The organism is Microbacterium sp. NPDC077644 (assembly GCF_040702785.1).
GTDB lineage: Bacteria > Actinomycetota > Actinomycetes > Actinomycetales > Microbacteriaceae > Microbacterium.
Map to the genome: position 1 here is coordinate 598,408 of NZ_JBFBME010000001.1, position 16,959 is coordinate 615,366.

Here is a 16,959-nt window from a genome sequence, read left to right on the forward strand (position 1 = left end):
AAGATGGGGCTGGGATCAGATGACCTCACGGATCCTCGTGGTCGACGACGATACCGCGCTGGCCGAGATGATCGGCATCGTGCTGCGCACCGAGGGCTTCGAGCCGGTGTTCTGCGCAGACGGCGCCAAGGCGGTCGAGGAGTGGCGGACGCAGCATCCTGATCTCATCCTTCTGGACCTCATGCTCCCCGGCATGGACGGCATCGAGATCTGCACGCGCATCCGTGCCGAATCGGGGATCCCGATCATCATGCTCACCGCCCGAGGCGACACGGCCGACGTCGTGCGCGGACTCGAGGTCGGCGCCGACGACTACATGGTCAAGCCGTTCAATCCGAAGGAGCTCGTCGCGCGGATCCGCACGCGGCTGCGTCCGGTGACCCCCGCCACGAGCGAGGTCCTCCGCATCGGCGACCTCGTCGTCGACGTCGATGCGCACGAGGTGCGACGCGGCCAGACGTCGATCCCGCTGACCCCGCTGGAGTTCCAGCTGCTCGTCGCGCTCGCGGCCAAGCCTCAGCAGGTGTTCTCCCGCGAGATGCTGCTCGAGCAGGTGTGGGGCTACCACTACAAGGCCGACACGCGGCTCGTCAACGTGCACGTGCAGCGACTGCGCGCCAAGGTCGAGCTCGACCCGGATGCGCCCAAGATCGTCATGACGGTCCGCGGCGTCGGCTACCGGGCCGGGAGCGTCGGCTAGGAGCCCGGATTGATCGCGACGAGCGCGACGCCGACGACGACCGCCGCGGTGTGGCGCGATCCGCGGAGCTGGCCCGAGGCGGCGGCGACCCTCTGGCGTCGGTCGCTGCGGTTCCGAACGATCACCATCACACTTCTGCTCACGACGCTCGCGATCTTCATCACGAGCGTGATCATGGCCCTGGTCATCCAGAACAACCTGTTCGAATCGCGGCGCGACGAAGTGCTCTCCGATGCGCTGCGCGCCGTCGCCGAGGCGCAGATCCGCGTCGACTCGGCCGAGGTGACCGATGATCCCTCCGGGCTGCGCGCGCTGTGGTCCGACGTGCAGGACACGATCCCGCGGGCGTCGTCCTCATCACGGGTGATCGCGTTCCCCATCGACGACACCCCCGTCGGCAGCGGCGTGCAGGGATTCCGCACGGATCTGAGCGCCGATCTCATCAGCCCCGGCCTCCGTGAGCGAGTGGTGTCCTTCCCGGACCGTCAGTCGTGGCAGTCGATCGCGATCCCCATGCCCGACGGCACGACGGCGCCGGGCATCGTCGTCGGCCAGCAGCTGTTCCTCGCCGGCGTCGGCGCCTTCGAGGTATACATCGCCTACGACCTCGCCGACTCCCAGGAGACCCTGCAGTTCGTGCAGAGCACGCTGTGGGCGGCAGGGTTCGTGCTCATCGCGATCGTCGCCGTGATCTCGTGGCTCGTGCTCCGGCTCGTCTCGAAGCCCATCATCGAGGCCTCCGAGACCAGCGCGCGTCTCGCCGCCGGCGACCTCGACGTGCGCCTTCCCGTGCACGGCGAGGACGAGCTGGCGACGCTGGCCCAGTCGTTCAACGCGATGGCCGACAGCATCGAGGCGCAGATCAAGGAGCTCGGAGAGCTGTCGCTCGTACAGCAGCGGTTCGTCTCGGACGTCTCGCACGAGCTGCGCACTCCGCTGACGACGATCCGCCTCGCCGCCGACATGCTCAACGATCAGCGCGATCAGTTCGACGCGACCACAGGCCGCACCGCCGAGCTGCTCTACACGCAGGTGCAGCGCTTCGAGACGCTGCTGAGCGACCTGCTCGAGATCAGCCGGTACGACGCGGGCTCGGTGCAGCTCGAGCTCGAACCCACGAGCCTCGCCGAACTCGCCGAGGACGTGATCGAGCAGATGCGGCCGCTGGCGCAGGAGCGCGGTTCCGAGCTGCGTCTCGTCGCCCCAGGTGCGTACTCGCCCGTCGAGATGGACCCGCGCCGGGTGCGGCGGGTGCTGCGCAACCTCATCGGCAACGCGATCGAGCACGGCGAGCAGCATCCCATCGTCGTCACCGTCGACAGCAATCAGTACGCGGTGGCCGTGGGAGTGCGCGACTTCGGCCTCGGTATGCGCCCGGCCGACGCCGAGCGCGTGTTCGACCGGTTCTGGCGAGCGGACCCGTCCCGCCAGCGGACGATCGGCGGCACGGGCCTCGGGCTGTCCATCGCGCTCGGCGACGCGCAGCTGCACGGCGGGACCCTCGCTGTGTGGTCGGAGCTCGCCATCGGCACGAACTTCGTGCTGACCATCCCGCGCGACCCTGATCAGCGCGAGGGCACGTCGCCCGTGCCGCTGGAGCCGCAGGACGCCATCGCCGACGTCGGCCCCATGACGCAGCCGATCCAGTTGACCGAGCTGCGCGAGATCTATTTCGACGCGCGAGCGGAGGATGAATCATGAACCGATCGCCCCGTGGGCTCGCCGTCGTGGCGATCGCCGCTCTGCTCGCGCTCCTCACCGGCTGCACGAGCCTGCCCAGCTCCGGCGAGGTCAACGTCGGCCTCGCGCTGGACGACGTCGACCTCGACCCGGACATCAGCCAGATCGCCGCGCGCCCTCTGGAAGGGGCGAGTCCGACGGAGATCGTCGAGGGCTTCATGGACGCAGCCCTCACCCCGGACAACGGCTGGGCGATCGCACGCGAGTTCCTGAGCCCCGAGATGGCTGCACGCTGGCGGCCCTCCGCGGGCGTCGTCATCGACTCGGGTGCGGGTACGCGCGATTTCACCACGGACGTCGAGGGCGAGGACGCCGAGTCCGGCGATGTGGGCGTGCAGCTCGAGCTCGTCGCCCGCGTCGACGAGAACGGTGCGTACGCGGAGCTGCCCGGCGACGACTCCGTGCTCGCGTTCAGCGTCGAGCGCAATGACGAGGGGGAGTGGCGCATCACCGAGGCGGCGGACGGCATCGTCCTCGATGCGGATGCGTTCGAGCAGGTCTACCGGCGCTACGCGCTGCAGTACTTCGATCAGGGCTGGACGCACCTCGTCCCCGACCTGCGGTGGTATCCGCGTCGACAGACGATCGCCACGACGCTCACGCAGTCCCTGCTCGGCGGGGCGCCGGCCGACTGGCTGGCACCGGCGGTGCGCAGCGCGTTCCCCGGCACCGTATCGCTCGCGAGCGACTCGGTGCCGATCAGTCCGGACAAGGTCGCCACGGTCGAGCTCACGGCAGCGGCGTCGACACTCGACGATCGTCAGATCTCCCGTATGCGCACGCAGCTGGAGGCGACGCTGCGACCGGTGGGAGTCACCGAGGTTCGCCTGCTCGTCAACGGACGCGACCTGAACGCCGGCGTCGCCGCGGTCGAGACGGGACGCGCCGAGTCCAGCCCCGTCGTCCTCACCGAGTCCGAGTTCGGCTCGTTCGTCGGCGAGGAGATCACACCGTACGAGGGCATCAGCGATCACATCGTCGAGGTCGCGAGCGCCGTGGACTCCGTCGATGTCGCTGCGGACGATTCACGGGCGGCCATGCGGCTCGACGACGGGTGGGTGTACACGGTCGCCGATGACGAGGTGAACCGTCTCGACAGCAGGGCGGGCCTGATCGCGCCGTCGATGGATCCCTTCGGGTACACGTGGTCCGTTCCGGGCCAGGCGCCGCAGGAGCTCCTCGCCTGGCGGTCCGACGTCACCTCCGTCAGAGTCGCAGACGCCTTCCCCGGGGCTTCGTCGATCTCGCAGCTGCGTGTGGCCTCGGACGGAGTGCGGGCCGCGGTCGTCATCACGGTGGGCGGGCAGCGCTGGATCGCGCTCGCCGCGATCATCCGCGACGACGCGCACGTGCCCGTCTCGCTCGGCGAGACGCACCTGGTCGCCCAGGTCGACGGCACGCCGCTCGGTCTCTCCTGGATCGGCGACGACTCGCTCGGGGTCCTCCTCGACAACGAGGCGACGCACTCGGTGCTGACGCAGAGCGTCGGCGGACCCGGTGTCTCCTCTGCGGCGCCGGCCGGGGCGCAGGCGCTGTCCGGCGGACGCACCGAGGCGGCGCTGCGCATCCTCGGCGACAAGGGCGTGCTGTACGCCCAGCGCGGTTCTACCTGGCAGATGGGTCTGTCGGGCGTCCTCGTGCTGGGAACCCACGCCGGACAGTAGCCCACCCCTCCTGCACAGCGCGCGGTTCTGCACGGATCCCGGGAACCGGGGTCATGCAGAACGCGCACGGCGGCATCGTGGATGTCATGGCCGACTGGGTGGAGCTGACCGACGAGATCGCCGCGTTCGTGCTGTCCGCGTGCTGCGCCGGATGCGACGTGCCGGGGACGCTGCTGTGCGGCGACTGCCGGAGCGTGCTGATCGCCGAGCCGGTGCGGTCCACGTCGCCGGAAGGGATGCCGATCACCGCAGCCTTCCCGTTCGAGGGCGTGGCCGCCCGCTGCATCCGCCGTGTGAAGGAGGACGGCGAGACTCTGCTCGCCCGTCCTCTCGGTACGGCGCTCGCGGAGGCCGCTGCGTCGTCGATCTCGGATCACCCCGACGCCCTCCTCGTCCCGGTGCCGACCGGACGGGCCGCGTTCCGACGGCGCGGCTATCGCGTACCGGAGCTGCTCATGCGACGGGCGGGACTCGCCCCGACGCGCCTGCTCAGAGCGGCCAGGCGCACGGACGATCAGCGCGACCTCGACCTCGATGAGCGGCGCAGGAACGTCGCGGGGAGCATGCGGGCGCGACACGCCCGGGGCGATGAGGAGGTGCTGATCTTCGACGACGTCGTGACGACCGGATCGACGCTGGACGAGGGCGCCAGGGCGCTGCGCGCCGCCGGATTCCGCGTGTGCGGAGCCGTCGCGCTGGCCGCGACCCCGCGTCATCGGAAACTCTGAGCGAACACATCGTGACGGAGTCGTGACAAGGAGGGAAACGCGGACTACGGTAGGGGGTCACAAGGCGACCACGGTCCGCCCTTGGCCGGGAGGACCGGGACAAGGAGGCAGCAATGGAAACAAGCATCGTTGGCGTCGGAGTGGGTATCACCGATCGCTTCCGAACCGTTGTCGAAGAGAAGATCGCCCGGGTTCAGCAGTTCGCCGCGAAGGCGCAGCGGCTGGACGTGAAGGTCACCCACCGCCCCTATCGCGGCGGCCGTGTTCCCGACGAGACCGTCGAGCTGACGCTGATCGGCAAGGGGCCCGTGGTCCGCGCCGAAGCCGTCGACGGAGACAAGTTCGTCGCCCTCGACCTCGCTGTGGACAAGTTGGCCGAGCAGCTGCGGCGCGCGAAGGAGAAGCGCGTCGACGGTCGCCAGCATCCGCGCGGCGCGCACTTCGAGAAGGGCAGTGGCTCTCTCGAGGGGATCGACGTCCAACCGGCATCCGTCGACGTGCTCCAGGCCGTCGCCACCGGCACGATCCCCGTCCAGGCCGACGAGGAGGAGGAGTACTCGCCCGTCGTCATCCGCACCAAGAACTTCGACGCCGAATGGATGACGGTCGAGGAGGCCGTCGACCGCATGGAACTGGTCGGGCACGACTTCTTCCTGTTCGTCGACGCCCGCACCGACCACCCCAGCGTCGTGTACCGCCGCAAGGGCTGGGACTACGGCGTGATCTCGCTGACGACTCAGGCCTCGCCGGAGCAGCAGGAGGCGCTCGCGTCCTGACGTGAAGCGAAAGCGAAGGCCCACTCCGAGCGGAGTGGGCCTTCGTGCTGTCGCGGGGCGCCGTCAGTCGAAGATGCCGTCGAGGATGCTGCCGATGACGAGACCGCCCATGATGCCGCCCATGATGTCGCCACCGCCGCCGCGGCGTCCGCCGCCCCAGCCATCGCCGCCCCAGCCGGGAGCCTGCTGCTGCGGGCGGGCGGAGTCGATGTCGCGCTGCGCGAGCTGCAGCGCCTCAGCGGCGAGCTGAGCGACGCGGCGGGATGCCGCCAGCGCCTGCTCGCGCGTCTCCTCGGACGCGATCATCTCAGGGACGTCGATCCGCAGACGCTCAGCCTCGGCGAACCGCGTTCGCGCGTCGGCGCCGATCCAGCCGCGGTGGCCCGAGATCAGTCCGCGGGCCACCCCGAGCTGACGGTCGGCGTCGTCGAGCGCATGCTGGACCTGCGCGATGCTGGGCAGCGGATTCTGTGCGCGGTAGTGCGCCTTGGCGATCGCGTCGTCGAGCGCGGTGTTCGCGGCGCGCAGCTGCGTCAGCTCGGCGAAGGGATCGTTGCGTGAGCCCGTCGGGGTGAGGGCGTCGAGGGCCTTCTCGAGGTCGGCGACCGCGGAGGCCACGGCGGGGACATTCGGGGCGTTCCTGGCCGCGACGATGTCGCCGCGCGAGTCCGCGACGACCTCGGCGAGGGTGGATTCCGCACGCAGGGCCTCGATCTCGAAGTCCTCGACGGCGTCCATGAGCGCTCCGGCCCGCCGCGTAGCCTCCGTGGCGGTCTCGAGGGCGAGGTTCGCCTCTTCGTTCTGCCGCGCCGCGCGGCGGCGCTCCGAGACGTCGGCGCCGTGGGTGGCGAAGGCGATGAGCTGCTCGGCCTCGTCGGCGGATGCCGAGATCTGGTGCATCGCGGACTCTGCGTACCGCGAGGACAGGCGCTCGATCGTCGCTCGGGTCTGCGGAATGCGCGAGCTCAGGGCCTCGGCATCCCGGCGGACCTGCTCGATGATCTGCGGAGCCTGCCGCACGCGCGTCACGGCGTCGGCGAGCGCGCCCGTCTTCTCGTCGAGGAGGTCCTCCGCCCACTCGCACAGCTGGACGATGCGCGCGTTGCGGGTGCGCAGCTCCTCATCGGTGTCGGGGATCTCATCGTGGTTGAGCTGGTGCAGCTGGAACGCCTCGCGGAGGTGCGTCTTCACCGAATCCAGCGCGGCCTTCAGATCCTTCGTGAGGGAGACGCCGAGCTCCGCCTCCGCGAAGGCGAGCTCATCGCCCGCGGTGCGGATCCGCTCGTCGGCCGCGACGAGCGCCTGCTCGGCGCGGCGCGCGAGATCGGCATCCTGGGCCGCCTGAGCGGCCTCCTGCTCACGTTTGCGCTTGCCCCAGAATCCTGCCATGGCTCGATCCTACTTTCCGCAGGCCATGCGTGCGCTGTGGATCAGGCGGGTATCGGCCGTCCGATCGGGCGTCCCCGCTTCGGCCGCTCCGCGGTGAGTTCGAGCCCCATCGCGTGGTCGGGATGCCCGGCGAGGCGCTGCTCGGCGTGATCGAGCCAGCGCAGCTCGGCCTCGGCAGCGAAGATCATCGAGTCCGCGACGAGGGACCAGGCGAGCCCCTGCGGGCCCTCGGGGTCGGATCCCGCGTACTCCGCGCATCGCAGGGACTCCAGCTGCTGCATCGAGGCCGTGCGCTGCGCCCGGATGACTCCCGCCACGTCGACGCCGGGCAGCGTGGCGGCGACGGCGAGTTTGATCGCGACCTCGTCGCGCGTGGCCGACGCCCGCACGACGGGGGAGGAGAGCCACCGTGCGACCTCCGCGGAGCCTGCATCCGTGATCTGCCAGTACACGTGGCCCTGAGAGTCGGCTTCGCCGCGCGCGACCAGCCCGTCCCGCTCCAGGCGCTCGAGCGTGTTGTAGATCTGGCCGACGTTGAGCGGCCAGGTCGAGCCCGTGCGGCGGTCGAACTCCGCGCGCAGCTGATAGCCGTAGCAGGGTCCTTGGTCGAGGATGGCGAGCAGGCTCTGACGCACGGACATCGGCGACCTCCCAATTCGTTTCTCAGTAAATGCATACACGGAAACGCGGCAGGAGCGCCGAGATGGACACGACGGCGTGTCCTGTGCAGACGACGTGCAGGTCACGGGCCGGTAACATGGCACAGTATGCCCGGCACCGAAGCCCGATCTGGGTGGCTGGGATCTGACCCAACAGGGAGACTAAAAGTGGCGAATCCTCTTGAGAAGCTGCTGCGCGCGGGCGAAGGTCGCATCCTTCGCCGTCTGAACCAGGTCGTCAAGGCCGTGAACGCCCTCGAGTCGGACTTCGAGAGCCTCACCGACGAAGACCTCGCGAACGAGACGACCGTGCTGCGGGAGCGCTTCGAGAAGGGCGAGACCCTCGACCAGCTCATGCCTGAGGCCTTCGCGGCCGTCCGCGAGGCGGCCAAGCGCACGCTCGGGATGCGCGCATACGACGTGCAGCTCATGGGCGGCGCGGCCCTCCACCTCGGGAACATCGCCGAGATGAAGACCGGTGAGGGCAAGACGCTCGTCGCGACGTTCCCCGCGTATCTGAACGCCATCGCGGGTGAGGGCGTCCACGTCATCACCGTCAACGACTTCCTCGCCTCGTATCAGGCGGAGCTCATGGGCCGCGTGTACCGGGCACTGGGCATGACCACGGGCATCATCGTCTCGGGACAGACGCCCGCCGTCCGCCGCGAGCAGTACGCCGCCGACATCACCTACGGCACGAACAACGAGTTCGGCTTCGACTACCTGCGCGACAACATGGCGTGGCGCAAGGAGGATCTCGTCCAGCGCGAGCACTTCTATGCGATCGTCGACGAGGTCGACTCCATCCTCATCGACGAGGCCCGCACCCCGCTGATCATCTCGGGTCCGTCCTCCGGCGAGGCCAACCGCTGGTTCACCGAGTTCGCGAAAATCGCCCGGACCCTCGAAGCCGGGGTGGACTACGAGGTCGACGAGAAGAAGCGCACCGTCGGCGTGCTCGAGCCCGGCATCGAGAAGGTCGAGGACTACCTCGGCATCGACAACCTGTACGAGTCGGCCAACACGCCGCTGATCTCGTTCCTGAACAACTCGATCAAGGCGCTCGCCCTGTTCAAGAAGAACACCGACTACGTCGTCATGAACGACGAGGTCATGATCGTCGACGAGCACACGGGCCGCATCCTCGTCGGGCGCCGCTACAACGAGGGCATCCACCAGGCCATCGAGGCCAAGGAGGCCGTTCCGGTCAAGGCCGAGAACCAGACCCTCGCCACGGTCACGCTGCAGAACTACTTCCGCCTGTACGACAAGCTCGCCGGCATGACCGGTACCGCCGAGACCGAGGCGGCGGAGTTCATGTCGACCTACAAGCTCGGCGTCGTGCAGATCCCCACGAACAAGCCGATGATCCGCAAGGACAACCCCGACCTCGTCTACAAGAACGAGACGGCGAAGTTCGCGCAGGTCGTCGAGGACATCGCCGAACGCCACGAGACCGGCCAGCCCGTCCTCGTCGGCACGGTCAGCGTCGAGAAGAGCGAGTACCTCTCGCGACTGCTCGCGAAGAAGGGCATCAAGCACGAGGTCCTCAACGCCAAGAACCACGCGCGCGAGGCCGAGATCGTCGCCCGCGCCGGGCGCCTGGGCGCCGTCACGGTCGCGACGAACATGGCCGGTCGAGGCACCGACATCATGCTCGGCGGAAACGCCGAGTTCCTCGCCGTGCAGGAGCTCAAGGCCAAGGGGCTGGACCCCGCCGAGACTCCGGAGGAGTACGAGGCCGCCTGGGACGAGGCGTACGAGGCCATGAAGTCGGTCGTCGCGGAGGAGAGCACCAAGGTCGCCGAGGCCGGCGGACTGTACGTGCTCGGCACCGAGCGCCACGAGTCCCGTCGCATCGACAACCAGCTGCGAGGTCGCTCGGGCCGTCAGGGCGACCCCGGTGAGAGCCGCTTCTACCTGAGCCTCACCGACGATCTCATGCGGCTGTTCCAGTCCGGTGCGGCCGAGGCGATCCTCGCGCGCACGAACTTCCCGGACGACGTCCCGATCGAGTCCGGCCTCGTCTCGCGCGCGATCCGCAGCGCGCAGTCGCAGGTCGAGTCGCGCAACGCCGAGATGCGCAAGAACGTCCTGAAGTACGACGACGTCCTCAACCGTCAGCGCGAGGCGATCTACGCCGACCGCCGCCACATTCTGCAGGGCGATGACATCGCCGACCGCGTGCAGCACTTCATCGAGGACGCCATCACCGGCGTCGTCACCGACCACACCGGCGAGGGCCACACCGAGAGCTGGGACTTCGATGCTCTGTGGACGGAGCTGAAGACGCTCTTCCCCGTCAGCGTCACGATCGACGAGGTCGTCGCCGAGGCCGGCGGGCGCAAGGGCGGCATCACCACCGACGGGCTCACCCGCGAACTGCTCTCCGACGCGAAGATCGCGTACGAGAAGCGCGAGGAGAGCCTGGGCGAGGCAGCCATGCGCGAGCTGGAGCGCCGCGTGGTGCTGCAGGTCCTCGACCGCCGCTGGCGCGACCACCTCTACGAGATGGACTACCTGAAGGACGGCATCGGTCTGCGCGCCATGGCGCAGCGCGACCCGCTCATCGAGTACCAGCGCGAGGGCTTCGCGATGTTCCAGTCGATGATGGGGCAGATCAAGGAGGAGTCGGTCGGCTACCTGTACAACCTCGAGGTCGAAGTGCGCCGCGCCGCGGACTCCGAGATCACCCAGGTCGAGGCCAAGGGCCTCATGACCGGTGCCGGCGAGCAGCGCCTGGAGTACTCCGCGCCCAACGACGCGGGCGAGGTCGAGGTGCGCAACGACCGCGGCCAGGTGCAGAAGTCCACGCCCGAGACGGATGCCGCCCCGACCCAGGAGAGCGCCCGTGGTGCCTTCGGCCAGCGGGTGGATGTTCCGGCGGCGGCCCCGCAGAACCGCGAGCAGCGCAGGGCGGCCAAGAAGAAGAAGTAGGCGCGTGCGGGTCATTAGAATCGGGTGATGACCCACACGCGCACCTTCGACCAGTCGTCGAAGCTCAAGAACGTCCTGTACGAGATCCGAGGCAAGGTTCCGGCAGAGGCGGCGCGGCTGGAGGCAGAGGGTCACAGCATCCTCAAGCTCAACACGGGCAACCCTGCGATCTTCGGCTTCGAGGCTCCGCACCAGATCGTGCACGACATGCTGGCGGCTCTGCCGACCGCGCACGGCTACAGCGACAGCAGAGGCATCGCCTCCGCGCGTCGTGCGGTCGTGAGCCGCTACGAGGAGATCCCGGACTTCCCGCCCTTCGGTCCGGACGACGTCTATCTCGGCAACGGCGTGTCCGAGCTCATCACCATGACCATGCAGGCGCTGCTCGACGAGGGCGACGAAGTCCTGATCCCGGCGCCCGACTACCCGCTGTGGACGGCGATGACGAGCCTCGCCGGCGGAACACCGGTGCACTACATCTGCGACGAGCAGAACGAGTGGCAGCCCGATCTCGAGGACATCCGCTCCAAGGTCACCCCGCAGACCAAGGCGCTCGTCATCATCAACCCGAACAATCCGACGGGCGCGGTGTACTCGCGCGAGGTGCTCGAGGGTCTCGTGCAGATCGCCCGCGAGAACGAGCTGCTGCTGCTGTCCGACGAGATCTACGACCGCATCCTGTTCGACGATGCCGAGCACATCCCCACGGCGACGCTCGCACCCGACCTGCTGTGCCTCACCTTCAACGGACTGTCCAAGACCTATCGGGTCGCCGGATACCGCTCCGGCTGGCTCGTCATCACCGGACCCCAGCGGCACGCGAAGGGCTTCATCGAGGGCATCACACTGCTGGCGTCGACGCGTCTGTGCCCCAACGTGCCCTCGCAGTTCGCCGTCCAGGCGGCCCTCAGCGGGGTGCAGTCGATCGACGCGCTCATCGCTCCCAACGGCCGGCTCCACGAGCAGCGCGACATCGCCTGGGAGGGCCTGGAATCGATCCCGGGCGTGTCATGCGTCAAGCCTCGCGGCGCGCTGTACGCGTTCCCGCGACTCGATCCGGACGTGCATGCGATCCACGACGACGAGAAGTTCGTCTACGACCTTCTGATCGCCGAGCGGATCCTGCTCGTGCAGGGCACCGGCTTCAACTGGCCGACACCCGATCACTTCCGCGTCGTCACCCTGCCGGAACCGAGGGTGCTCGGCGAAGCCATCGAAAGGCTCGGGAACTTCCTGTCGAGTTATCGGCAGTGACCCCGGCGCGCGGGGCCGGCGGGTCGATGTGCTCGGCCAGCCGGCGCACGGCGGCGACGAGCGCGGAACGCGGTGTGACATCCGCCATGGGCCTCGCATGCAGCAGTGCGGCATCGGCGGCGCGCTGATCGAATGGCAGGAACGTGACGTCGGTGATACCGGCGAAGCGCTCGAGGGCGCGCCGGATCTGCCCGCGCGCGTCGATGCCCAGCGGGCCGGGGCGCACCTGATTCGCGACGACCACGATCCGCGCCGTCGGCCCGACCAGTCCGCGCAGCTCTGCGTGATCTCGGAGGAACCTCGAGATCGAGAGGGGATCGGCTGCGGTCACCGCCACGATGACGTCGGCGTCGCGCAGTGCCGTGGTCGTCGCCGCGTGCCGCCGGGGCCCGGCCAGATCGTCCGAGACCTCCTCGTAGGACTCGAACGCGGCTGAGACGTCGACGACCGTGCTCTCCGCCCACTCCCGGCAGACGGACAGGGCGGCGCTGAGCCGTTCCGCCGAGAGCTCCGGCCATCGGGAAGGGCGGTTGAGGCCGGCGAGCACCTCGACGGTGCCGGCGCTGGTCTCCATCGACACCGAGATGCGATCGAGCTCTGCGGCGTCGAGTCCGCCGAGTCCGGCACGACGGCACGCCGCGGCGATGCCGGGAGCATCATCGCCGAGCCCGAGCAGCAGTGCCAGCGACGGGGCGACGGTGTCGGCGTCGATCAGCGCGCAGCGGTTCGACGAGCGCGAGAGCTCGAGGGCGAGCTGGATCGCGAGTGTGGACCGCCCCGGAGCCCCGTGCGGACCCCATACCGCCACGATGCGGTGCGGCGCGCTCGGCGCCGGTTCGACGGTCCGCGGTGCCTCGGCGGACAGCGCCGTGGAGACCTGCCAGGCATCCGCATCCTCGGGGAGCGCTTCGGGGAGGCCGTATCGGCTGAGCAGCCGCGAGTCGCCCGTCCCGAGCGTCACGATCCGCACCCCGGCCTCATCGCACGCCGCGACGAGGTCGCCGGTGAGGGCTGCGCGCGTGGCGGGGACGACGAGGGCGTCGGCCGCCGCGAGGAGGCTGCGGCTGAGATCCTCGGGCGGCACCACGCCGATCACCGTGTGCCCGATGCGCTCGAGGTCCCGCGCGAGCTCCGCGGCGCGCGGCTCCTCGACGGCGACGATGACGGCCGTCATGAGCCGGACCCGAGCGGGACGATCGACAGGGCAGCCCCGGCGTTGATGGCGGCGAGCACGTCGGCGACGTCCGCCCTGGCGATGACGAGCTCGACGGCGGCGCTGCGTTCGGCCAGCACCCCGTCGCTCTCGGGGATGGATGCCACGACGACGTCCGCGGCCAGGATGCGCGGTGCGTCGTACTCGCCGTCCTCCTGGAGGGGAGGCGAATACCAGAGCTCGACCGGTGTCCCTGCCTCGACCCTGGCGGGGATGCCGACGCTGCTCTCGACGACGATGTTCGTCGTGCGGCCGCTGTCCGCATCGCCGGTGGCCGTGGCCGCGAGCAGTTCGCCATCGGCGACCGTGCGGGCTGCGATCATGCCCGGCTCCAGATCCTGGGGCGCGAGGTAGTCGTCCACGACCGTGCCCAGGCTCACCTCGACGACGTGGAAGTCGCCGGACGCGAGCGCCTCGCCCTGCGTGATCGTGCGGTTGGCCTGGAGCACGGGAGTCGTCTCGCGCGCGGACGAGACGATCAACCAGACGCCCGCGATGGAGAGGATCACGAGGACCAGGCCGATCAGGAACCGGATGTCACCCCAGAACGGCCGCCTGGCGCGTGGATGCGTCGTCATGCGTTCATCGTCACAGAATCGTCGGCAAGCGGTCGAAAGTTATCCACAGGACCGCGCTGCGCCTCATGACGCCGACCCCGGCGGGACAGAATGGAGACATGGCCGATTCGCCCGCATCTGCTCCTCGCTTCCTCGCGCCCGCGCAGGTCGCCGAGCTGCTCGTCATCGAGGTCGATGAGGTGATCGCCCTCGTGATGGCCGGGCGCCTGCGTGGTGCTCAGCTCGGCGCCCCGGCGCGATGGCGCGTGGAAGAGGCGAGCGTCTCCGACTATCTCGCCGAGCAGACCGAGGAGGCCCGGCGCATGGCCCTGTGGCGCCAGGCGGACGCCGCGAGCTTCCCGGAGGTATGGGGCCCGCAGCGGCCCTGACCTGCGCTGCGCGGACGAGCGCGATGTCGGGCTCACACGGTCGCTGCGGTCGTCCGCACCCACCGCACCGCTGTGAGGGGGACGACGCGGAACGACCGCACGGCGCTCGCGAGCCGCGACTCGCCCGCGTCGTGAACGGCGAGGTCGAGGTGATCTTCGCCTGCCCGATCGATCGTCCCGTGCACGCGCTCGCCGCCGCCGAGGGCGAGGTGCACGGCCACGCGGCGGCGCGCGAAGTCGCGCAGCAGGAACCCGAGCGTCATCCGGGAGCGCAGCGTGTCGTGAGGCGCCTCGACATCTTCCAGAGTCTCGAGGATCGCGCCGTGGTGCGTCTCGATCCCGCTCAGCGCACCGATCGGGACGATCAGCGCTCCGGCCGCGTCGCGGATGTGCACGGCGATCCAGTCCGCTCCGACCGCGGCGATCCGCCCGGAGACGCGGTCTCCCTCGGCGAGGTGGACGACCGCCGGCGCGCCGCTCCTGTGCAGGACGCGCAGCCGGTCGCGCAACGTCAGCTTCGAGATCCGCAGACGCTCGGACTCGGCATCCAGCGCGGCCCGCTCCGCCTCCCACTCGGCGGCGAGCTGACCCTCGAGGTCTTCGAACAGACGATCCCAGTGCACACGAGAGAGCGTACGGGAGCCGATCGGCCGTATACGAGTTATCCACATCTTGCGCTTCGCGCCCGGCGGGCGGGTGCTCAGCCGTGCTGTACTGACTCCCATTGCCGACGGAGAGTGACGACGATGACGCTTCATGAGTACTTCGCACCGCAGCCGACGCCCGCGTCCGAGTTGCCGGACCCCGCGCCGCTGCTGCGGAGTCTGACCCAGGGAGTGCTCGAGGTCTTCGCCGGCGTCCGCGAGCTCGACCAGCTCGCACGATGGTTCAGCGAAGAGGCGTTCCGCAAGCTCAGTGCTCGGGCGAACCTCTCCGCCCGAGCGCGCAGCGCCCGTGGCACGGCTCCGGTCCGTCCCGTCTTCGAGGTGCTGTCGATGCGTCAGTCCGCGCCTGCCGACGGCGTCATCGAGGCCGTCGTGATCGTCGCAGGCCCCGGTCGGACGAGGGCGGTCGCCGTTCGCCTGGAGGGGCTGGACAGGCGATGGCGCGCCACGTCGTTCGCCGTGCTCTGATCGGGGCGACAGCTGACTAGTCTGGGAGAGTGTCGACCCTCAGTGACCTCGTCCATGCCCAGGGACTCCTGAACGACGAAGACGTCGAATGGCTCCACCGTCTCGCCGGTGACGGCCAGCTCCTCGCGGACCTCGCATCCGCTGACATCGTGATCTGGATCGCCACGGAGGACGGCTCGTTCGTGGCCGTCGCGCACACGAGGCCCAGCGGGGCCGCGACCCTGTTCTACCGCGACATCGTGGGGGAGCGCGTGCGCCCGCAGTGGAAGACGCAGGTGCAGGGGGCGTTCGACTCCGGCGAGATCGTCGACTCGTCGTCACCGGACTGGTTCGAGGAGACGCCGACACGGGTCCGTGCGGTGCCGATCCTCAGGGCGCGCCGTTCCGATTCGGGCAAGCCGGTCATCGGCGTCGTCACCAGGCACACCAATCTCGGCGAGGCCCGCACGCCATCGAGGCAGCAGATCACCTTCGACGAGTGCGCGAACGACCTCTTCCACATGATCGCGGGCGGCGACTTCCCCGACCTCGCCGCTCCCACCTCGCCGCGCCGCGGCGCGCCCCGGGCCTCCGACGGGCTGATCCGCATCGACGTCGACGGCATCACGACGTTCGCGAGCCCCAACGCGCTGTCCGCGTTCAACCGGATGGGCTTCGACGACGAGCTCGAGGGCGAATCGCTCGCCGAGGTCACCACGCGACTGGTTCCGCCCGGCCGTGAGGTCGACGAATCACTGCCCGTCGTCGTGACCGGTCGCGCCCCGTGGCGCACCGACATCGAGGCGCGCGGAGTGACGGTGTCGCTGCGCGCGATTCCGCTCAAGGACCACGGATCCCGCATCGGTGCCATCATCCTGTGCCGCGACGTCAGCGAACTGCGCCACCAGGAGCAGGAGCTCATCACGAAGGACGCGACGATCCGCGAGATCCACCATCGTGTCAAGAACAACCTGCAGACGGTCGCCTCGCTGCTGCGCATCCAGGCGCGGCGCACGCACTCCGACGAGGCCCGCGACGCCCTCACGCAGGCGATGCGTCGCGTCGACGCGATCGCCGTCGTGCACGACACCCTCGCACAGGGTCTGACGCAGAAGGTCGACTTCGACGAGGTGTTCCACCGGGTGCTCAAGCTCGTCGCCGAGGTCGCGGCCGCCCCGAACACCCGGGCGCGGACGCAGTCCACGGGACGCTTCGGCGTGCTGCCCAGCGAGTACGCGACGCCGCTCGCGCTGGCGTTGACCGAAGTGGTCACCAACGCCGTCGAGCACGGCCTCGCCGGTAAGGAGGGGACCGTCACGATCGACGCCACGCGCACGGACGAGAACCTGCACGTCTCGGTGCGCGACAGCGGCCACGGTCTGCCCGAAGGACGGGTCGGTCAGGGCCTCGGCACGCAGATCATCCGCACCCTGATCCAGGGGGAGCTGGGCGGCAGCATCGCGTGGCACGGCAGCGAGGGCGAGGGCACCGAGGTGTCCATCGACATCCCGCTGCGCTGGCTGACCAAGTGAACGGCGGCTGACCGGGGGAGAACGCCGCGGGCGCCCTCTGCGGTGGCCTGCGCGGTCAGCTGGCGCGGCGCGCGCGGGCAGCGCGGCGCTTGAGGGCGCGGCGCTCGTCCTCGGACAGACCGCCCCAGACGCCGGAGTCCTGGCTGGTCTCCAGGGCGTACTGCAGGCAGATCTCGGTCACCGTGCAAGTGGCGCAGACGGCCTTCGCCTTCTCGATCTGGTCGACCGCTGGTCCGGTGTTCCCGACGGGGAAGAACAGCTCGGGGTCGACAGTCAGGCAGGCGGCCTTGTCGCGCCAATCCATGGGGG

At 69.6% G+C, this 16,959-nt stretch carries 16 protein-coding genes; 10 read left to right on the forward strand and 6 right to left on the reverse strand.

Annotation, left to right across the window (positions count from 1 at the left end; genetic code table 11):
- The first annotated feature begins 19 nt into the window (after nucleotides 1-19).
- The 5 genes from mtrA (at nucleotide 20) to raiA (ending at nucleotide 5,608) form a co-directional block, all read left to right on the forward strand.
- Nucleotides 20-700, forward strand: coding sequence for an MtrAB system response regulator MtrA (gene mtrA, locus AB0269_RS02835; RefSeq protein ID WP_366209646.1), 681 nt, complete (start codon nucleotides 20-22; stop codon nucleotides 698-700).
- A 9-nt stretch (nucleotides 701-709) separates the two neighbouring features.
- Nucleotides 710-2,401: an MtrAB system histidine kinase MtrB gene (gene mtrB / locus AB0269_RS02840; RefSeq protein WP_366209647.1), complete on the forward strand. Its 1,692-nt coding sequence runs from the start codon at nucleotides 710-712 to the stop codon at nucleotides 2,399-2,401.
- Nucleotides 2,398-4,104 carry a GerMN domain-containing protein gene (locus tag AB0269_RS02845; RefSeq protein ID WP_366209648.1) on the forward strand — a complete coding sequence of 569 codons (1,707 nt, stop codon included), beginning with the start codon at nucleotides 2,398-2,400 and terminating at the stop codon, nucleotides 4,102-4,104. The genes mtrB and AB0269_RS02845 overlap by 4 nt, the downstream gene beginning before the upstream one ends.
- Before the next feature lie 53 nt (nucleotides 4,105-4,157).
- Nucleotides 4,158-4,832, forward strand: coding sequence for a phosphoribosyltransferase family protein (locus AB0269_RS02850; RefSeq protein WP_366209650.1), 675 nt, complete (start codon nucleotides 4,158-4,160; stop codon nucleotides 4,830-4,832).
- 113 nt (nucleotides 4,833-4,945) lie between these two features.
- Nucleotides 4,946-5,608: a ribosome-associated translation inhibitor RaiA gene (gene raiA / locus AB0269_RS02855; protein ID WP_366209651.1), complete on the forward strand. Its 663-nt coding sequence runs from the start codon at nucleotides 4,946-4,948 to the stop codon at nucleotides 5,606-5,608.
- 63 nt (nucleotides 5,609-5,671) lie between these two features.
- Here the strand turns inward: raiA and AB0269_RS02860 are convergent, their stop codons facing one another.
- Together AB0269_RS02860 and AB0269_RS02865 are read right to left on the reverse strand one after the other, a co-directional pair.
- A complete protein-coding gene (locus AB0269_RS02860; RefSeq protein WP_366209653.1) occupies nucleotides 5,672-6,997 on the reverse strand; it encodes a hypothetical protein in 1,326 nt (441 codons plus the stop codon).
- 41 nt (nucleotides 6,998-7,038) lie between these two features.
- Nucleotides 7,039-7,638, reverse strand: a complete 600-nt coding sequence (locus AB0269_RS02865) for a PadR family transcriptional regulator (RefSeq protein WP_366209654.1) — start codon at nucleotides 7,636-7,638, stop codon at nucleotides 7,039-7,041.
- Between the two features lie 186 nt (nucleotides 7,639-7,824).
- Here AB0269_RS02865 and secA point away from each other — a divergent pair, with 186 nt between their 5' ends.
- Nucleotides 7,825-10,593, forward strand: coding sequence for a preprotein translocase subunit SecA (secA, locus tag AB0269_RS02870; protein WP_366209655.1), 2,769 nt, complete (start codon nucleotides 7,825-7,827; stop codon nucleotides 10,591-10,593).
- A 27-nt stretch (nucleotides 10,594-10,620) separates the two neighbouring features.
- Nucleotides 10,621-11,847: a pyridoxal phosphate-dependent aminotransferase gene (locus tag AB0269_RS02875; RefSeq protein ID WP_366209657.1), complete on the forward strand. Its 1,227-nt coding sequence runs from the start codon at nucleotides 10,621-10,623 to the stop codon at nucleotides 11,845-11,847.
- On the opposite strand, the gene AB0269_RS02880 is transcribed toward AB0269_RS02875, so the two are convergent.
- Complete coding sequence (locus AB0269_RS02880; protein ID WP_366209659.1) at nucleotides 11,771-13,021, reverse strand: hypothetical protein; 1,251 nt, start codon at nucleotides 13,019-13,021, stop codon at nucleotides 11,771-11,773. The genes AB0269_RS02875 and AB0269_RS02880 overlap by 77 nt on opposite strands.
- Complete coding sequence (locus AB0269_RS02885) at nucleotides 13,018-13,638, reverse strand: SAF domain-containing protein (protein WP_366209660.1); 621 nt, start codon at nucleotides 13,636-13,638, stop codon at nucleotides 13,018-13,020. The genes AB0269_RS02880 and AB0269_RS02885 overlap by 4 nt, the downstream gene beginning before the upstream one ends.
- Before the next feature lie 98 nt (nucleotides 13,639-13,736).
- Here AB0269_RS02885 and AB0269_RS02890 point away from each other — a divergent pair, with 98 nt between their 5' ends.
- Nucleotides 13,737-14,006: a DNA-binding protein gene (locus tag AB0269_RS02890; RefSeq protein ID WP_366209662.1), complete on the forward strand. Its 270-nt coding sequence runs from the start codon at nucleotides 13,737-13,739 to the stop codon at nucleotides 14,004-14,006.
- Nucleotides 14,007-14,038: 32 nt separating this feature from the next.
- Here the strand turns inward: AB0269_RS02890 and AB0269_RS02895 are convergent, their stop codons facing one another.
- Nucleotides 14,039-14,629 (reverse strand): hypothetical protein, encoded by a 591-nt coding sequence (locus AB0269_RS02895; RefSeq protein ID WP_366209663.1) that lies wholly within the window; start codon nucleotides 14,627-14,629, stop codon nucleotides 14,039-14,041.
- Between the two features lie 123 nt (nucleotides 14,630-14,752).
- On the opposite strand from AB0269_RS02895, the gene AB0269_RS02900 reads away from it, so the two are divergent.
- Nucleotides 14,753-15,139, forward strand: a complete 387-nt coding sequence (locus AB0269_RS02900; protein ID WP_366209665.1) for an Rv3235 family protein — start codon at nucleotides 14,753-14,755, stop codon at nucleotides 15,137-15,139.
- A 29-nt stretch (nucleotides 15,140-15,168) separates the two neighbouring features.
- On the forward strand, nucleotides 15,169-16,650 hold the full coding sequence (locus tag AB0269_RS02905; RefSeq protein WP_366209666.1) for a histidine kinase N-terminal domain-containing protein: 1,482 nt from the start codon (nucleotides 15,169-15,171) through the stop codon (nucleotides 16,648-16,650).
- Between the two features lie 55 nt (nucleotides 16,651-16,705).
- On the opposite strand, the gene AB0269_RS02910 is transcribed toward AB0269_RS02905, so the two are convergent.
- Nucleotides 16,706-16,954: a WhiB family transcriptional regulator gene (locus AB0269_RS02910; protein WP_243224897.1), complete on the reverse strand. Its 249-nt coding sequence runs from the start codon at nucleotides 16,952-16,954 to the stop codon at nucleotides 16,706-16,708.
- Nucleotides 16,955-16,959: the final 5 nt, after the last annotated feature.